Raw genomic sequence first — 17,517 nt, 5'->3', positions numbered from 1 at the left:
TATGGAACTATCTAAAAGCCATCTCGAAAATATCAAAGCCTTAAAATCGGCAATTTTACAGAGCCGTTATCGGGCAGCTACTTTGGTTAATAAAGAACTTTTAACTCTTTATTTTGCTGTAGGTAAGTTTATTTCACAAAAAATTAAGGTGGAAAAATGGGGTGCAAAAGTTATTGAAAATCTTTCAGCCGATCTACAAGTTGAGCTACCAGGTTTAAGGGGGTTTTCAGCAACAAATATGAAACGGATGAGACTTTTTTTTGAGTCTTGGCAAGAACACTCTATAATTGGGCCGACAGTGTTGGTCCAATTAGAAGTTATTGATTTAGAAGAAATTACATTTAGACCGACAGTGTCGGCTCAATTGAAAAAAATCTTTTTCGAATTGAGCTTTTCGCATCATCTAGAAATTATACAAGGAACCCAACGAATAGAAGAAAGAATCTTTTATATACAAAAAACAGCTACCGAGTTTTGGAGTTTAAACACACTCAAAAATCACTTAAACAATCAAACTTTTCAAAAAACAGGCAGCCTGCCAAATAATTTTTCAAAAACAATTACCAATGATGAAATAAGGCAAAAAGCCTTACAATCATTTAAAGATGAGTACCTGTTAGATTTTATCAATATCCAAGATAGCGATGAAAAAGATGAGCGGGTTTTAGAAAGCGAAATCGTTCAGAACATCAAGAAATTCTTAATGTCGTTAGGATCAGATTTTGCTTTTATTGGCAATCAATATCGGTTAATTGTAGAAGATGAGGAATACTTTTTAGATCTCTTATTTTTTAATCGGCGTTTACAATCATTGGTGGTCTTCGAACTAAAAACTGGCAAATTTAAGCCTGAATATATGGGCAAAATGAATTTTTATTTATCAGCTTTAGATGAATATCTAAAGCAACCTCATGAACAACCATCAATTGGAATTATCCTCTGCAAGGAGAAGAAAAATAAAGTAGTGGAATTCTCATTTAGAGATTTTAATAAAGCAATGGGCGTTTCAACTTATAAAACAAGTAGCGTTTTACCAGCAGCATACAAAGGTGTTTTACCTGATGTAGAAACTTTAAAAAAATTAATGGATTAGCACATGCCAAAACTAACCATAATCACCATTGTGTACAATAACGTTCGCGATATCGAGCGAACGATCAACTCTGTAATTAACCAAACCTATAAAAAAATAGAATACATTATCATCGATGGAAAATCGACTGATGGTACTTTGGATATTGTTGAAAAGTATAGCAATCAGATTTCGAAAATAGTTTCGGAACCTGATAAAGGTATTTATGATGCCATGAATAAAGGTTTAGCGTTAGCTACAGGAGATTATGTGCTTTTTATGAATTCTGGAGATGAAATTTTCGATGAACATACCGTTCAGGAGGTTTTTGATTCGTCACCAGGCGCCGATATTTACTATGGCGAAACTGAAATGTACAATGATAACTGGGAAAGTTTAGGCAGAAGAAGACATGAAGCGCCTGAGCAATTCGATTGGACTAGCTTTAAATATGGCATGAACATTAGTCATCAAGCCATTTATATTCGAAAAAGCATTCTTACACCTTACGATTTGAAATATAAATACAGTTCAGATATTGATTGGATCATTAAAGCCGCTAAAAAGTCTTCAAATATTGTAAACGTACATCGTTATGTTGCTAAATATTTGGTTGGTGGCATGAGTAAGAAAAAGCATCGCGAAAGTTTAAAAGAACGTTTTCAAATCTTCACAAAATATTACGGCTTAATACCGAACATTTTTAATCATGTCATTATCGCAGGAAATCTTTTATTTTACTTCCTTAAACACAAAAGAACGAACGATTAGCATCAACAAATTTCTTTTTAAGCTTAAATAACACAGAACCAAAATCTCACTTTTTAAAAACAATCTCATTCTACAAGTGTCTTTTATACATCTATTTATAAAAAACATAATACAATGGGACAATTAAGTAATCGTAATATAGCCGTACTTTCGGAAAGCGGATTTGAAGAAGTAGAATTAACAGAGCCAGTAAAAAGGTTAAAAGAAGAAGGTGCAAACGTTCACATTATTTCTTCGAAAGCTGGAAAAATTAAAGCCTGGAACCACGACCATTGGTCGATAGAAGTTGATGTTGACAAAACGATTAGCGAAGCAAATGCCGACGATTATAATGGCTTGGTTTTGCCAGGAGGTGTGATTAATCCCGACCAATTGCGTGTTAATGATGACGCGATTGCTTTTGTAAAGAGCTTTTTCGCCGCAGGAAAACCTGTAGCGGCCATTTGCCACGGACCACAGACTTTAATTAATGCAGATGTTGTTAAAGGTAGAAAACTTACATCTGTAAAAAATATTTCTAAAGATTTGATTAATGCAGGGGCAGATTGGAGTGATGAAGAAGTTGTAGTAGATCAAGGTTTGGTAACGAGCCGAACACCAAAAGATTTACCTGCTTTTAACGATAAAATGGTGGAGGAATTTGCAGAAGGCGTGCACGAAGGTCAACATGCCTAAACGTTTTGAACGCTCTCTCTAAATTACTCAAAAGCGGTTGGTTTATTTAAACCAGCCGTTTTATTTATAGCTTAACCTGTCTGATAATATTTTTAATGTTCAGTTCGATAATATCAGTCATTGTTTTACAGCGCAGATAATTTGGGTCTTTAAAATATGCAGCCATAGAATCTTTTAACATAGCGATATTTTCTGGTGTTGTTAGTTCTTCTTTGTTTGATACATCTCGCAAATCAGTTAAACGGTGGCGTTCACTTCTCACCCGATGAACAATAGATGACCTTTCTTCTTGTTGGTATTGAAGTACAGTTTTATCAGTTAGTTGCTCCATACTCATTTTAACATAAGGCAGGCTCTCTTTAAAAAATTGAGGCAAATAAACTTTCAAATTGCCTTCGTAAAACTGCTGATCGAAATCTATTGCCCGAATACGGAATTGAATATCATCAAAATCGGGGGTAATTTGTACCACAAAATTATATGCTCGCATATCGCCCAAAAGCATAATTAAGCAGCGCTCGTTAAACTTTACAAACTCTTTTGCAATACGTGTCGGATTGAATTCTGGGGTGTATAAGTGTCCTTTCGTAAAAACATCGCCAGGAATTCCAGCGATATGTTCTTCCACTAAAGTATCTCCATCTACCAAATAATTAACCTGATTTGGAGATAAAATTTCTTCCATTTCTAAGCCATAAATACGAGATGCATCTGCTTTTTTGATGTAAAAATAATCGTAAACATCATTCAATCGATTTACAATTCTTATTCTAAAAGGATGTGTGTTTCCAAACGTACAATATTCGATTTTATCGATGTATTTATGCTCAACAATACGAAGATTACCCGAAGCTTTAAGGTTTGCGTAAATTTCTTTTAGTCCGCTGTGCAGGGTTTCAATTAAATCCTGAGCGTAAATTGGCCCTTCCCAAAGCGAATCTTTGCCAAACTTATCCATCAATGGAAAAGCTTCGTTAAACTGCATTAAATCGTTGTAAGTTATCGGCAATTTTGCTTCACGTTGATAAAGCCGAAGGTACTTTTGTAAAGCGGGTGTAACTGGAAAAATAGGTTTCTTTTTCAGAATTTTTACGTCTTCGTTTTCCATGGATTAGCAATGTAGCATTTTAATTTTTTTACCACAAAGTTTACAGTAAGAATCTTGCGTGCTCTATGCTTACTTATTAGTCGTGTAACTAAATGGCATTCCAGCCAGGTATCGACTAATTTTTCTGTAAGGATAATTTCCTGCGCCGTGCTCTGCAAACTGAACAATAATGGTATTCGTTTTCGGATCCACATAAAGTCTTTGTCCCAGCATACCTTCTGCAGCAAAATCGCCATTATCACCTTCCTGCGGAATCCACCATAAATAATGATGCGCCGATTTTTGCCAGCCTTTAGCTGATGCAGGTTTTTCGCCACCAATATTAACCGATTGGCTTACCCAATTTTTTGGCACAATTTGCTTACCATAAAAATTGCCTTTATTCAAATATAGCCTTCCAACTTTTGCGAAATCTATTGCCGTAACCTGAAATCTGCTCGCAGTGTTAGTTAATCCATTTTTATGATCTAAACCCCAGCTTGCAGCATATTCTGTACCTATTTTTCGCCATACGTTATCTTCAAAAAATTTGGTTACCGATTTGCCAGTTGCTTTCTCCAACACCCAGCCTAACAATATCGGGTCGATGCTTTTATAAACCCAAACCGTACCTGGTTTATTTACGAGCTTCACTTTCATAAGTTCGGCTTTCATATCGTAGGTGTAATAATACTTGGCCTCATCAGATAAAAAAGCTTTTACAATTCCACCCAAAGCATCCTGAAATTCGAGACCAGATTTCATCTCTAAAAGATTTTTTAAAGTAATGTGATCGAACGCAGAATTGGTTTTTAATTCGGGAATGTATTGAGTTACTTTATCGTTTAGGCTTCGAATTTTACCTTCGGCCAAAGCCTGACCAATCATAACAGAAATCATACTTTTAGCACCAGAAAATATTGTTGTAAGCGTGTTATCGCTATAACCTTTACTATATTTTTCATAAAGAATGCTATCATTTCTAATAACCAGAAAAGCATATAGTTTTCCATTCTTAAAATAATCGGCAAAAGTAATCAATTGATTATTTCCATCTAAAACCTTTAATGAATCTAGGTCATTTCGCATTTTACTGGCACGATAAAAATGGAAAGCAGAATCACTTTTATGCACAATACCTTGTGGGAAAATTTTATAGGTTTCGGCATTTGGCGTACGGTATTGTAAAACCCGCAGCAAATAAGGATGCCATACTAATAAACCCGCAAAACCTACTACAATAAGCAGAAATAAATAGCCAAGCGTTTTTTTAAAAGCTTTCATTAAGATAATTAATGCAGCAAATATACAGTTTCAAGATGAAGGCTGCTAAGCAGTTATTTGCTCATTATTAGAGGTAGATGTTGAAGTTTTTTGCTCTGGTTTATATTTCCATCGTCTATGGCTCCATAACCAATAAGCAGGCTCAGCTTTTATCATTTCCTCAAGAAAACGGGTATGCATTTCGGTAATTTCGAATTCGGCTGTTTCTTTTGGATGCAAACAAATTGGCACACAATCTACCTCGAAATAACCGCGTTTTAAATAATTTATTTTGAGATAAAAAACTGGACGATTGGTTTTCTTAGCAATCTTTTCTATTCCCAATTGAACAGAAGTTTCTTGATTCAAAAAGGTAGTCCAATAATTAGATTCATCTTTAGATGGTGCCTGGTCGCTACCAAATGTGAACATATTTGGCGTTCCTTTACTTGCCTGTATGGCTCTTAAAGTTTGGCGCATAGCAACCATTCGATTACCAAACCTGCTTCTCATGTTAAAAAACCAATTATCGAAAATTTCGTTGCTTAGTGGTTTATAAATTGGGTAGTGCTCACCCGGAAATGCCATTCCAATTGCCATACAAACCCATTCGTAATTGCCATAGTGCGACGAACAGAAAAGTACACTTTCATTATTTTTCAGGTATGCTTCTACTAAATCAACATTTTTAAACTTAACCCGTTTTTGAAGTTCTTTTTTGGAAATACTCTTCATTTTAATTACTTCGAAAATTAATGAAGCAAGAAATTTGTAGTATTTTTTTTCAATCGTATCGATTTCTGATAATGATTTTTCTGGAAAGGCATTCATCAGATTTTCTCTGACAACCTTTCTACGGTATCCAAAACCATGATAAATTACGACATAAAAAACATCGGCCAGTAAATAAAGAATAAATAAAGGCAGAAGGGATAATGTAGATAGAAAAAATATCCCCAACCAGGAAATTGCTTTTTGTATCATGATTGACTAGTTTGGTATTACTGCAAAATTAACGTTCAAAAATATAATACCGTGCCATGGAAGTGTTAGATTTTTATTCCGAATAGTTGTTTTGATTTTAGCATGACTAAAAATCAATCAAATGATTAATTTTTACATTTTGAATGGATCAACTTTGTTATTAGTACAAAACTAAGTTCTTTAAACCTTATTGAAGTGATATCCTTTTTGACTGTTATTTCGGGGCCTTTGAAAGGGCAGTCAAAAAGATTTAGCGGAAAGAAGGACTGACAATTAAAAAAGTGATGGAACATGCTTTTCTAATGTTTAATCACCTAATCGGATCAGAATATAATAAAAACCTTTTTACTTTAGATGTTCTTGAATGCCTCATACGGTTAAAGTATAAAACAAAAAAGCCCCGATTAAATCGAGGCTTTAAATTATATTTATAACGTTTAAGCGAACTATCTACCGTTATTTTTACGTTGTTGTTCTGTTAAGAAAATTTTACGTAAACGCATGCTTTGCGGCGTAACCTCGATGTATTCATCAGCTTGGATGTATTCCATTGCTTCTTCTAACGAGAATTTAATTGCTGGAGCAATACGAGCATTATCATCTGTACCAGAAGCACGCATGTTGGTTAATGCTTTTCCTTTAACAATGTTAATTACTAAATCGTTATCGCGAATGTGCTCTCCCAAAATCTGACCTTCGTAAATATCAACTCCTGGATCTACAAAGAAACGACCTCTATCCTGTAATTTATCAATTGAATAAGCAGTAGTCATACCTTTATCCATAGAGATTAAAACACCATTTAAACGACCAGGGATTACACCTTTCCAAGGCTCGTAAGCTTTGAAACGGTGAGCCATAATCGCCTCACCAGCAGTAGCAGTTAATACGTTGTTACGTAAACCGATGATACCACGAGATGGAATTTCAAATTCTAAGTGTTGTAAATCGCCTTTTGGCTCCATAATTAACAACTCACCTTTACGTTGAGTTACCAATTCGATTACCTTACCAGCAACATCACCTGGTACATCTACGATTAAAGTTTCAATTGGCTCATGTTTTTTACCATCGATTTCTTTAACGATAACCTGTGGCTGACCAACTTGTAACTCGTAACCCTCACGACGCATCGTTTCGATTAATACTGATAAATGGAGAATACCACGACCGTATACTAACCATGAATCTGCACCTTGAGTTTCAACAACTTTCAACGCTAAGTTTTTCTCCATTTCCTTCATCAAACGATCTTTGATACGTTGAGAAGTAACCAATTTACCTTCTTTACCAAAGAAAGGTGAGTTATTAATGGTGAACAACATGTTCATTGTTGGCTCATCAATGCTGATTACTGGTAATTGTTCTGGTGCTTCGAAATCAGCGATTGTATCACCAATATCAAAACCATCAATACCTACAACTGCACAAATATCGCCCGAACTTACTTCTTGAGTACGGATTTTTCCTAAACCTTCGAAAGTATAAAGTTCTTTTACTCTTGTTTTAACGATTTTGCCATCGCGTTTAATCAAAGTAACTGGTTGGTTTTCTTTAATTGAACCACGGTGAACACGACCGATTGCAATACGACCTACGAAAGAAGAATAATCTAACGAAGTAATTTGCATTTGTAAAGTACCATCATTAATTGGTGCAGGTGGGATGTTAGCCACAACCGCATCTAACAATGCGAAAATATCTGTAGTTGGTTTTTGCCAATCAGTACTCATCCATCCTTGTTTAGATGAACCGTAAATTACTGGGAAATCCAATTGATCTTCAGTTGCCTCAAGGTTAAAGAACAATTCGAAAATTTGTTCGTAAACCTCTTCTGGGCGACAGTTTTCTTTATCCACTTTGTTTACAACCACAATTGGTTTTAAACCCAATGCCAAAGCTTTTTGCGTTACGAAACGCGTTTGAGGCATTGCACCTTCAAAAGCATCGCAAAGTAAAAGTACACCATCAGCCATTTTTAATACACGCTCTACCTCACCGCCGAAATCCGCGTGACCAGGAGTATCAATGATGTTAATTTTTACATCTTTATATTGAACAGATACATTTTTAGATACGATAGTGATACCACGTTCACGCTCTAAATCGTTGTTATCCAATATCAACTCTCCTTTTTGTTCGTTATCACGAAAAACAGAACAAGAGTGTAAAATTTTATCAACCAATGTGGTTTTACCGTGGTCAACGTGTGCTATAATAGCTATATTTCTAATCTTTTGCATAAAATGCGCCTATAAATTTGGCGCAAAGATAGTGTTTAAAAATGGATTTTCTACTATATAGCTCACTATTTAATGCTATGATAATGTTGTAATTATCTCATTTTTAATTAGAAATACACCTTAAGTAAAATCTACATTCCTTTATCAGGTAGAGGTTTTTTTGTCAAAGAAACTTCAATAATTAGATCGCCTAAAAAATATTCTTAATTTTAGCTTCGTAGCAAAAAAGAAATAAGCTTTATGGAGATTAAAGAACACCAAATAAATAGTATAAAAATTGCCGAGGTAATTTCAAATGAGATCATCATTAAAAATGCAGAAGATGGTTTGGACTTGCTAGGCAATTTATACTACCAAGGTTTTGACTCCATCATTATTCATGAGCAAAATATTACACCAATTTTTTTCGATTTAAAAAGCGGACTAGCAGGAGAGATGCTTCAGAAATTTTCTAATTATCGAATTCGCTTAGTAATTGTTGGAGAGTTCGAAGCCTGCACAGGAAAAAGCATAGGCGATTTTATTTACGAAAGTAATAATGGCAAACTGGTTAATTTTCTGCCAAGCACAACTATTGCTTTGGAAAAGCTTAAAATTTAATTCTTCGCCAATGGTTATGGCAAATTTACTGTTACACCTTCGAAAAGTAATAAATATCCAACTTGTAGCAGTTAATATATTTCATAAATAATTAATGTAATACACTGAATATCAACACAAAGATATATCTTTAATAAACTTTAATTCTAAATTAATTATGAAAAAAACAATCATCACTACAGGCGCATTTTTAATTGCATTAACCACATTATCATTGCAAAGCTGTAACAGCGAAAAAAAGGTAGAATCAGCAGACTCTGCAAAAGTTGATACCACTATGGTTGATACTATGGCGGCACCTAAAGACACCGCTGTTGTTGACACGGGCATGAAAGGAACAAAGGTTCCGACACCTAAAAACTAATTTGCAGATATTTTATTTATTTATCCAACTTATCATTATCATATTTTTGCCTCATCTGTAAATGATGCGCTCTCATTTTCGAAAGCTTATCAATTAACCAATGCTCTATTTTATGATGGGCAGGAGTAAGCAAGGAAGCAATGATTACAAAAACTACAATTTCAATGAATGGTGAATGGTGAGATTTCTCTGCAACGAAGGGGTGAATAAATAAGGTTAAGTACTCAAAAAGCATTAATAAAGAAAGTATTCCAGAGAATTCGATTATTTTTTTGTTTACTTTTTTTCTGCTTAAAAAAACACTAATGAAAAAGAAGATGGGAATAAAAACACCTATTGCCAGTAATTGTAATTTTTGCTTTCGCTCTTCAACTTCTTTTTCTTTTGCTTCCGAAATCTCTTTCTGACGAGTATCTTCGGCAATCGTCATACTCTGTACCTGTTTTGCTCTCTCCTTACTATCAATCGAATCCGTTAAATTGACCATAATTTCCTGATAAGCGAAAGCACTATCAATGTTAGCCCTATTTTTGTAAAGCTTGACCAATAAAACACTTGCATCAACAGCCTTCGCTAGAAATTCGTTCTTAGTTGCAATATCATAAGCCAATTTTGCATACCAGATTGCAGAATCTATTTTACCGGTTTCTTTCTTCGTTCTAGCTAGCCCGATGTAACATTCTGACAGGTTATTAAAATCTTCCGCAGCCTGCAAAAAAGGAATACATTGTTCATAATATGATGAAGCTTTAATATAATCAGCTCGTTTGTTATAAATATTACCAAGATTATTTAACGCTATACCTGTGAGTTGATCTTTTTTCTGAAGGATTGAAAGTTCATAGGCTTGGTGCGTATAAACCATAGCCGAACTTAGTTGATTAGCTTTCTCATAAATATCGCCAATATTTAGTTTAGAAAACAGCTTTAATTCAGGAAGCTTGTTGGCTTTTGCTATGGAATCGGCTCTAAGCGCATAATATAGCGCTTTACCAACCTCCTTCTCGCTACTATATACTAATGCAATACTTAAATAAGCATTACCAATATTTTCAGGGACTTCTCGTTTTTCCTCTACCTTAATTTGTTCTATATAATACTCGATTGCTTTCGGATAGTTATGAAGCGCATGAAAAGCACTTGCAATACTATTCAATGCCCAAGATTCACCTCTCAAAAATTTATTCTTTTTAGATAAATCATAAGATTGTCTAGCCAAAAGCATAGCTGAGTCAGGTTTATAGTCAAGATAATAATAACTAAGTGTGTACAAAGCAATGGCTTTGCTAGAATCTGCCTTTTTGAATGATAGCTCTCTTTTTAAACTATCTATTACTCTTTTTTGAGCACTTGCAGTAAATACCAAAAACAGCAATGCAAATGTGAGCGCTATATGTTTCATTATAAGGATTTTAATGTTAAATTTAGTAAAAAAAGCGACCTCATGTGCAAATTCCCTACAATAATCTTATTTACCCTTTTTATACTATCAACGGTGAAATTAAAAGCGCAAAATAAGTACGCGGTTATTGTTGGAATTAACGATTATTATGAAACGACAGCCCAAAAAAGTGTGTATTCCCTAAAAGGGTGTGTTAATGACGCGATGAGCATGAAATCGCTTTTGATGAATCGCTTTGAATTCGAATCGAAAAACATTAATCTCCTAACCAACCAAAATGCCACACAAGAAAACCTAATTAACGCCTTGAATGAAACCATTGCAAAAAGTAAAGCTGGCGATGTAGTCGTTTTTTATTACAGCGGGCATGGAGCGTTTATCAACAATTCATTCTTAAACGGCGACCCAATAAAAAAGGGATATAATCAATCCTTGATTATGAGTAACCTGTTTGCTAAAAATTATGGATGTTTAGTTAAAGACAATACGCTTAAAAAAATCTTCAACAAGTTTGTTGAAAAAAAAGTTATCCTAACCAGTATATTCGATTGTTGTTTTAGTGGCGGAATGGCTGCCACACTCGTCTTACCATACGACACCCCATATTCTGACGATCCGAATTATTTTGCCCCTGCATCTGAGAGTGACACACTTGCAAAAAAAGTAATGAATATGGACATAGTAACCACTAGCGATGTAAAATTTGATATGAATGCCGATTTAACACTAAACGATGCCGAAAAAATTGCACGCCCTGCAGAAACGCCTAATTCTAAATTTGCCACACTTGCAGCAAGCCAATCCTATTACAAGGCAGCAGAAACATGGGATGAATCTGGTGTTCCACACGGTGCTTTCACAAAAGCACTTCTAGGTATCTATGAGCAAAACAAAATTGATATTCCGCTATCAAAGATTATTGACAATATAAATAATCAGGTCTCCAAAATCCAACTATACACCCAATCTCCAGAATTTCAATTAGACCCAAGCCGTAATACAACCAATTTAATTGGCCTTCCTGTAGAAACAAAACTTGCTGCACCAATAACTGCAAATAGTGTCGGTACTAAAGGAGGAAATATCGTTATAAATGCTGGTTATAATAAAGGAATCGCAATTGGAAATGTGCTCACAAATAATAGTACTCAAATTACAATCACGAGAATATATGCAGATAGCGCCTTAGCAAAACTCAAAACTGGTGTAGTTGTAAAAACTGGTGAACGTTTCATTTTAACAGATCCTTACAGAACATCTAAGCCATATTTAAAAATATACATAAATGCGAGCAAGCTAAAAACTCCAGACTACATTAAGGCTTTCAACACAGAAGTGCTTCCACTCAGCAAACTAAACAGCTATCAAGACTATAATAACTGGAAGCGGGATGATTCCAGCCCATCATTTCTATTTTCGTTGAATATAACTGGCGAAGGTAAACAAGCTTTACAAAAAGCTATGAATCGCCCTTTTTGTATTTTTCTCCCTATTCCAGCCGATTTATCCGCAAAAATAAAGAAATCACTAGGGAAAGAACAATCTGTAAAGCTTGTTGATACACCTAATGAAGCAGACCGAGTATTGTACCTTAATTATGCAATTGACTCTAAAAATAAAAAGTCTTATTTTGTTTTCAACTATAGGATGCCAGTAAACTATATTGGCTACGATGCTTTTAAATTTTCATCATACAGTACGTATTCAAATACCCTAACCTTAAATAATGCGGAAACCATCAACTTATTGAGCGCTATTAAAGAAACAACCTATGCATTAGTTAGGAGTAAAACAACACATTGGATTAATACTTACCCCCGAAAATGATTACGGAGTTTTTTGAGCAAGCCATTCTTCGTATGGAATTACGCCAAGTTCTGGTCTTGCTTCGCCATCTATAATGGCAATAAATTCAAGTATATGCCCATCAGGATCATTAAAATAGATGGCTAAAGCTGGCATCCATGCAAAAACCATGGGCTTGTCCGAATCATCTTTTAAAAAATTATATGGCTTCAAGTTTTTCGATTTGAGAAAATCAACCGACTTGTTCAATACATCGTCCAGATCAGAACGAAAAGCAAAATGCCGGATATCTATTTCCGCTTTAGGCTTTTCCCACAATCCAAGCATTGCTTCTTTTGGTTTGCCAATCCAGAAAAATGCAATTTTACGTTCAGCATTATAGCCACACTGTTTCAATCCTAAAACATTTTTATAGAAATCTACCGATTTTTCTAAATCCTCTACATATAAATGCGTTTCAAATAATCCCGTTATCATAAAATGAAGGTAGGTAATCGGGTTAGCTTACAAAAATCACGTTTTTCGATGTGGCCATCAATAAAATTGATAATGCACTAAAGGTTACCATTGCTGATAAAAGGTATTAATCAATGAAAGCTAAGAATTAGGTTGATGAGAAAAATTTTAAAGTATTTGAAGATAATTTTTCTGGCTTTTTTATCTTTCGTAGCCTTATATTTTCTAACGGCTTTTTGCTTATCACATATTTCGCTAAACAAGAATGTTAAGCAAAAACCGGAAGTGGCCATTTACATTATGACAAATGGAATTCATACTGATATTGTGGTACCAGCGAATAATGAACAAATGGATTGGAGAAAAGAAATAAAGTTTTCGGATACAAAGTCTGCTGATACAAGTTCAGAATATCTGGCATTTGGTTGGGGAGATCGAAAATTTTATCTCGAAACACCAACCTTTTCAGATTTAAAACTAAGTACTGGTTTAAATGCGATTTTAGGCCTCAGCAAATCTGCCATGCATACAACTTATTATAAATATGTGCAGGAAAATAAAGAATGTGTAAAAATCATGATTAGCACCGAGCAATATGCTAAACTTGTGAAATACATTTCAGCTAGTTTTAAAACCGATGCTGAACATCATTTTATAAACATAAAAACAAAACTGAATTACGACAATGCAGATGCCTTTTATGAAGCTATTGGAAGCTATAGCTTATTTAAAACTTGTAATACCTGGAGTAATAGTGCGCTTAAAAGCTGTAATCAAAAATGTTGTTATTGGACCATTTTTGACTCTGCAATTTTTCAGAAATACAATTAATTGATTTTAAATCTCAAAAGCCCAGGTTAAAAAAGCTGGCATTACGTTTTCCCAGGTTGCAACATCGTGTTTACCCCCAACTTTTTCAAAGTAGAAAATGTTTTCAGGTCGTTTATATCCCTTTTTTAATAATGATTTCACAACATCAATCGTATCATCAATCGAATCGATAATCATATTTTTATTACGATCGGCTTTCTCATCTTCAGTTCCTGTCATTAACCAAAACTTCATGTCTGGCTTTGTTGAAGTAGTGTCTATTAACGCGTGCATAATTCGATCTGCATCAGTATAACCATCAATCAAATCTTTTTTACGCCACCAAAATGCGCCTGAAAAAACACCAATTGCATCAAAAACAGATGGATTATTCCAGGCAATATCAAATGCCGATAAGCCACCTAAAGAAAAACCTGCAAAAGCAACCTTCCCTGTAATCGGCATCGCAATTTTCTTTTTAACAAAAGGCAAAAGTTCTTTTATAACAAAATCATTGTACAAACGGGCTTTAGCTCCACGCCCTTTAAAATCGGGCACGCCTGCTACTCCATATTCCATTAACCTTTCTGTCGAAGCTTTTATTGCCACAACAATTAATCTATGATTTCTTTTATTGTGATGAGCTTCTTCTAAAATTTTTGAAAAATCCATTTTGGCCACATCCTGACCATCATTTAATAAAAGAAGTTCTATTTTTTCGTTGCCTAAAATACCTTCAGGTACGTATATATCTATTTCAACCTCACGCTTTAAGTTAGCGGAAGGAATTTTAAAATTAATGGTATTAACTTTTACTGATAAAATTGTAGTGTACATATGCTTCAAATCCCCTAACACTTGGCAAATCGCCAGAATTCGGCACAAAGTTACAAATCTTGATAAACTATTAATTATCAAAGCTTAACTTTTACACTTTGTGTATCATTTCATCTACGAAATATTCTTTTTACAGATTTTAATTTATAACTTAAATCATTCAATTTTCTATATGGTTAAAGAAGAACATAAAAAGTGGTACAGTCCAAACTTGAGTGCTGAAATCGACATGCTCATCTTTGGTCACAGCGGCATCCCTATCCTGCTGTTCCCAACGAGTATGGGGCGATATTTCGAAAACAAAGACTTTAAATTAATAGACTCTGTAGAGGGTTTCATTAATGAAGGTAAGATTAAGGTTTATTGTCCTGATGGTATTGACAAGTTAAGTTGGTACAACAAAAGCATACATCCCGCAGACAGAGTAAAAAATCATATCTGGTATGATAAGTATCTTCTGGAGGAAGTAGTGCCTTTAGCCAGACATGAAACAGGCCAAAGCAAAATTATAACCGCTGGTTGTAGTTTTGGAGGCTATCATGCTGCAAATTTTGCATTTCGACATCCATGGCTCGTTAGTCATATGTTTAGCATGAGCGGTGCCTTTGATATCACTGGCCAATTGGATGGATTTTATAATGATGATGTTTACTTCAACAATCCAGTTGATAATCTTATGAACAACAGTAATCCAGAATTGCATTACATGAAAATTGTTTTAGGCACTACAGATCGAGATATGTGCAGACCTGACAACGAAAATTTATCGAAAATCTTAACTCAGAAAGGAATCAATCATTGGCTGGATATTAGACAAAATGCAGATCACGACTGGCCAATATGGAGAGAAATGTTTCCGAACTACATTGCTCAGCTTTAAAAAAAGAAAACACTAAATAAATTAACCGCTTTGGTTTTCAAACAATTAACCCGTTAAGCAGTTAAACAATTAAACTAAAATAGTACCAATGAAGAAAATAGGGATTTTATTTGGACAGGAACGCTCTTTTCCTGAAGCCGTAATCGAAAGAATCAATCAGAAAGCAGAAAAAGGCATTACTGCCGAAGCTGTTAAAATCGACAAAATATTTCAAAATGCTCCGCTTGGATATTCGGTAATTATCGACCGTATTTCTCAAGATGTACCTTTCTACAGAGCATCGCTAAAAAATGCTGCAATTACTGGAACTGCGGTAATCAACAATCCATTTTGGTGGAGTGCCGATGAAAAGTTTTTCAACAATGCTTTGGCAGAACAAATTGGAGTTCCGGTACCTAAAACTGCTTTAATTCCATCAAGACAACATCCAACAGGAACAACCGGAGAATCTTTCTCAAACTTGGCTATGCCTTTAGATTGGGATGCTATTTTTGAATACACAGGTTTTCCAGCTTATATGAAACCTTATGACGGAGGTGGATGGAGAGACGTTTATAAACTTCATGATAAAGAAGATTTCTTTGATAAACACAGCGGAACTGAACAATTGGTGATGCTTTTACAAGAAGAAATTATTTTTGACCAGTATTTTAGATGTTACTGCATTGGCGGCAAACATGTTCGTATTATGCAATACGATCCACGCAATCCGCATCATTTACGTTATGCAGTTGATGGCAAAAGTCCAGACCCAAAATTGCTAAAAACGGTTGAGGAATACACACTGAAATTGTGTAATTATTTAGGCTACGATTTTAATACTGTAGAATTTGCTGTTCGCGATGGAGTGCCTATCGCTATCGATTTCTGTAACCCTGCTCCCGATGCCGATATTAAAAGTGTAGGACAAGAGAATTTTGACTGGGTTGTTGAAACTACAGCAAACTATGCTATCGAAAGAGCTAAAGCGCAAAAAGATGGTCAGGATAATTTAACATGGGGCGAATACATAAAATCTTCGGTAGGCGGTAAACCATTAATTGCCAAAACCCAACCAAAAGCTGCAGCGCCAAAAACTGCAAAACCAGCTACAGAAAAAGCACCAGCAAAACCAAAGAAAACCGCAGCTAAAAAATAAGGGATTTTGATTAATGAGCACTAGGATGAATGAATTTACGCTTGGAATAGAGGAAGAGTACATGGTAGTTGATCCCGTTACCAGGGAACTTACCTCGCATGACCAAAAAATTGTTGAAGCTGCACAAAAAATACATAAAGACCAGGTAAAGGCAGAAATGCACCAAGCCGTTGTAGAAGTTGGAACTGGTATTTGCAGAACAACTGAAGAAGCACGAAAAGAAATTTCGCAGCTTCGATATACAGTATCGCAACTAGCTGGTGAACAAGGCTTACGTATTGGTGCCGCTGGCACGCACCCATTTTCGCATTGGGAAAAACAATTAATTACAGAACATCCCCGTTATAATGAAATTGTAAACGAACTGCAGGAAGCTGCACGTTCGAATTTAATTTTTGGCTTACACGTTCACGTTGGTTTTCAATCACGCGAATTAGCCATTCACATTGCAAACCAGGTAAGGTATTTCTTGCCACACGTATTTGCTTTATCAACCAATTCTCCTTTTTGGGAAGCGAGAAATACAGGTTACAAATCCTTCAGAACAAAAGTCTTTGATAAATTTCCACGGACTGGAATTCCTGACATTTTTAACAGTATTGAAGATTATGATAATTATGTAAAACTGCTGATCAAAACCAATTGCATGGATAATGCAAAGAAAATTTGGTGGGATATCAGAGTACATCCGTTTTTCGACACTGTTGAATTCCGCATTTGCGATTGTCCGATGTTAATCGACGAAACCATGGCGTTTACAGCTTTATTTCAGGCTTTATGTGCCAAACTGTACAAACTTCGTTTGCAAAATATGGAGTTTATCAGTTACTCGAGAGCATTAATTAATGAAAACAAATGGCGTGCTGCCCGTTACGGAATTGACGGCAACTTAATCGATTTCGGCAAAGAAATGGAAGTAAATTGTCGGAATTTAGTTTTAGAATTACTCGACTTTGTTGATGATGTTGTAGATGATTTAGGCTGCAGAAACGATTTGAATTATGTTCACAAAATACTTGAACATGGTACTGGTGCAGACAGACAGTTGGCCGTTTACGAACAAACTGGTAACTTTGAGTCGGTAGTAGATTATATTACTACTCAAACACTTATAGGCGCAAAGTAATTT

At 35.1% G+C, this 17,517-nt stretch carries 17 protein-coding genes; 10 read left to right on the top strand and 7 right to left on the bottom strand.

Annotated features, from left to right (window positions below):
- Nucleotide 1: 1 nt before the first annotated feature.
- The 3 genes from ABD692_RS18945 (at nt 2) to ABD692_RS18935 (ending at nt 2,518) form a co-directional block, all read left to right on the top strand.
- Nucleotides 2-1,093, top strand: a complete 1,092-nt coding sequence (locus ABD692_RS18945) for a PDDEXK nuclease domain-containing protein (protein ID WP_344769490.1) — start codon at nt 2-4, stop codon at nt 1,091-1,093.
- Between the two features lie 3 nt (nt 1,094-1,096).
- Nucleotides 1,097-1,843, top strand: a complete 747-nt coding sequence (locus ABD692_RS18940) for a glycosyltransferase family 2 protein (protein WP_316764297.1) — start codon at nt 1,097-1,099, stop codon at nt 1,841-1,843.
- 114 nt (nt 1,844-1,957) lie between these two features.
- The gene (locus tag ABD692_RS18935) at nt 1,958-2,518 is read left to right on the top strand and encodes a type 1 glutamine amidotransferase domain-containing protein (protein WP_316764302.1); all 561 of its coding nucleotides are present in this window, start codon (nt 1,958-1,960) and stop codon (nt 2,516-2,518) included.
- A gap of 64 nt (nt 2,519-2,582) precedes the next feature.
- Here ABD692_RS18935 and ABD692_RS18930 read toward each other — a convergent pair whose 3' ends face one another.
- The 4 genes from ABD692_RS18930 to typA form a co-directional block, all read right to left on the bottom strand.
- Nucleotides 2,583-3,626 (bottom strand): hypothetical protein, encoded by a 1,044-nt coding sequence (locus tag ABD692_RS18930; RefSeq protein WP_344769487.1) that lies wholly within the window; start codon nt 3,624-3,626, stop codon nt 2,583-2,585.
- 69 nt (nt 3,627-3,695) lie between these two features.
- Nucleotides 3,696-4,889 carry a serine hydrolase domain-containing protein gene (locus tag ABD692_RS18925; protein ID WP_316764306.1) on the bottom strand — a complete coding sequence of 398 codons (1,194 nt, stop codon included), beginning with the start codon at nt 4,887-4,889 and terminating at the stop codon, nt 3,696-3,698.
- 45 nt (nt 4,890-4,934) lie between these two features.
- Nucleotides 4,935-5,852, bottom strand: a complete 918-nt coding sequence (locus tag ABD692_RS18920) for a lysophospholipid acyltransferase family protein (RefSeq protein ID WP_344769485.1) — start codon at nt 5,850-5,852, stop codon at nt 4,935-4,937.
- Nucleotides 5,853-6,298: 446 nt separating this feature from the next.
- Nucleotides 6,299-8,095 carry a translational GTPase TypA gene (gene typA / locus ABD692_RS18915; RefSeq protein WP_344769483.1) on the bottom strand — a complete coding sequence of 599 codons (1,797 nt, stop codon included), beginning with the start codon at nt 8,093-8,095 and terminating at the stop codon, nt 6,299-6,301.
- A 240-nt stretch (nt 8,096-8,335) separates the two neighbouring features.
- Between typA and ABD692_RS18910 the strand changes: the two genes are divergently transcribed.
- Nucleotides 8,336-8,695, top strand: a complete 360-nt coding sequence (locus ABD692_RS18910) for a DUF4180 domain-containing protein (protein WP_344769481.1) — start codon at nt 8,336-8,338, stop codon at nt 8,693-8,695.
- Nucleotides 8,696-8,852: 157 nt separating this feature from the next.
- Nucleotides 8,853-9,059: a hypothetical protein gene (locus ABD692_RS18905; protein ID WP_316764316.1), complete on the top strand. Its 207-nt coding sequence runs from the start codon at nt 8,853-8,855 to the stop codon at nt 9,057-9,059.
- Between the two features lie 16 nt (nt 9,060-9,075).
- Here the strand turns inward: ABD692_RS18905 and ABD692_RS18900 are convergent, their stop codons facing one another.
- Nucleotides 9,076-10,461: a tetratricopeptide repeat protein gene (locus tag ABD692_RS18900; protein WP_344769478.1), complete on the bottom strand. Its 1,386-nt coding sequence runs from the start codon at nt 10,459-10,461 to the stop codon at nt 9,076-9,078.
- A 42-nt stretch (nt 10,462-10,503) separates the two neighbouring features.
- Here ABD692_RS18900 and ABD692_RS18895 point away from each other — a divergent pair, with 42 nt between their 5' ends.
- Nucleotides 10,504-12,288, top strand: coding sequence for a caspase family protein (locus tag ABD692_RS18895; RefSeq protein WP_344769476.1), 1,785 nt, complete (start codon nt 10,504-10,506; stop codon nt 12,286-12,288).
- Here the strand turns inward: ABD692_RS18895 and ABD692_RS18890 are convergent, their stop codons facing one another.
- Complete coding sequence (locus ABD692_RS18890; RefSeq protein ID WP_344769474.1) at nt 12,289-12,744, bottom strand: VOC family protein; 456 nt, start codon at nt 12,742-12,744, stop codon at nt 12,289-12,291.
- A 135-nt stretch (nt 12,745-12,879) separates the two neighbouring features.
- On the opposite strand from ABD692_RS18890, the gene ABD692_RS18885 reads away from it, so the two are divergent.
- The gene (locus tag ABD692_RS18885) at nt 12,880-13,554 is read left to right on the top strand and encodes a TIGR02117 family protein (RefSeq protein ID WP_344769472.1); all 675 of its coding nucleotides are present in this window, start codon (nt 12,880-12,882) and stop codon (nt 13,552-13,554) included.
- A 6-nt stretch (nt 13,555-13,560) separates the two neighbouring features.
- On the opposite strand, the gene ABD692_RS18880 is transcribed toward ABD692_RS18885, so the two are convergent.
- Nucleotides 13,561-14,370, bottom strand: coding sequence for an alpha/beta hydrolase (locus ABD692_RS18880; protein ID WP_316764330.1), 810 nt, complete (start codon nt 14,368-14,370; stop codon nt 13,561-13,563).
- 172 nt (nt 14,371-14,542) lie between these two features.
- On the opposite strand from ABD692_RS18880, the gene ABD692_RS18875 reads away from it, so the two are divergent.
- From ABD692_RS18875 to ABD692_RS18865, 3 genes are all read left to right on the top strand, one after another.
- On the top strand, nt 14,543-15,250 hold the full coding sequence (locus ABD692_RS18875) for an esterase family protein (RefSeq protein ID WP_344769469.1): 708 nt from the start codon (nt 14,543-14,545) through the stop codon (nt 15,248-15,250).
- Nucleotides 15,251-15,338: 88 nt separating this feature from the next.
- Nucleotides 15,339-16,388: an ATP-grasp domain-containing protein gene (locus tag ABD692_RS18870; protein ID WP_344769467.1), complete on the top strand. Its 1,050-nt coding sequence runs from the start codon at nt 15,339-15,341 to the stop codon at nt 16,386-16,388.
- A 25-nt stretch (nt 16,389-16,413) separates the two neighbouring features.
- The gene (locus tag ABD692_RS18865) at nt 16,414-17,514 is read left to right on the top strand and encodes a carboxylate-amine ligase (RefSeq protein ID WP_316764338.1); all 1,101 of its coding nucleotides are present in this window, start codon (nt 16,414-16,416) and stop codon (nt 17,512-17,514) included.
- The last annotated feature ends 3 nt before the right edge of the window (nt 17,515-17,517 follow it).

Origin of the sequence: Pedobacter ginsengiterrae, assembly GCF_039537385.1 — a bacterium.
Lineage (GTDB): Bacteria > Bacteroidota > Bacteroidia > Sphingobacteriales > Sphingobacteriaceae > Pedobacter > Pedobacter ginsengiterrae.
Note: the sequence above shows the minus strand (reverse complement) of the source record. Positions and strands in the feature narration are given on the sequence as shown.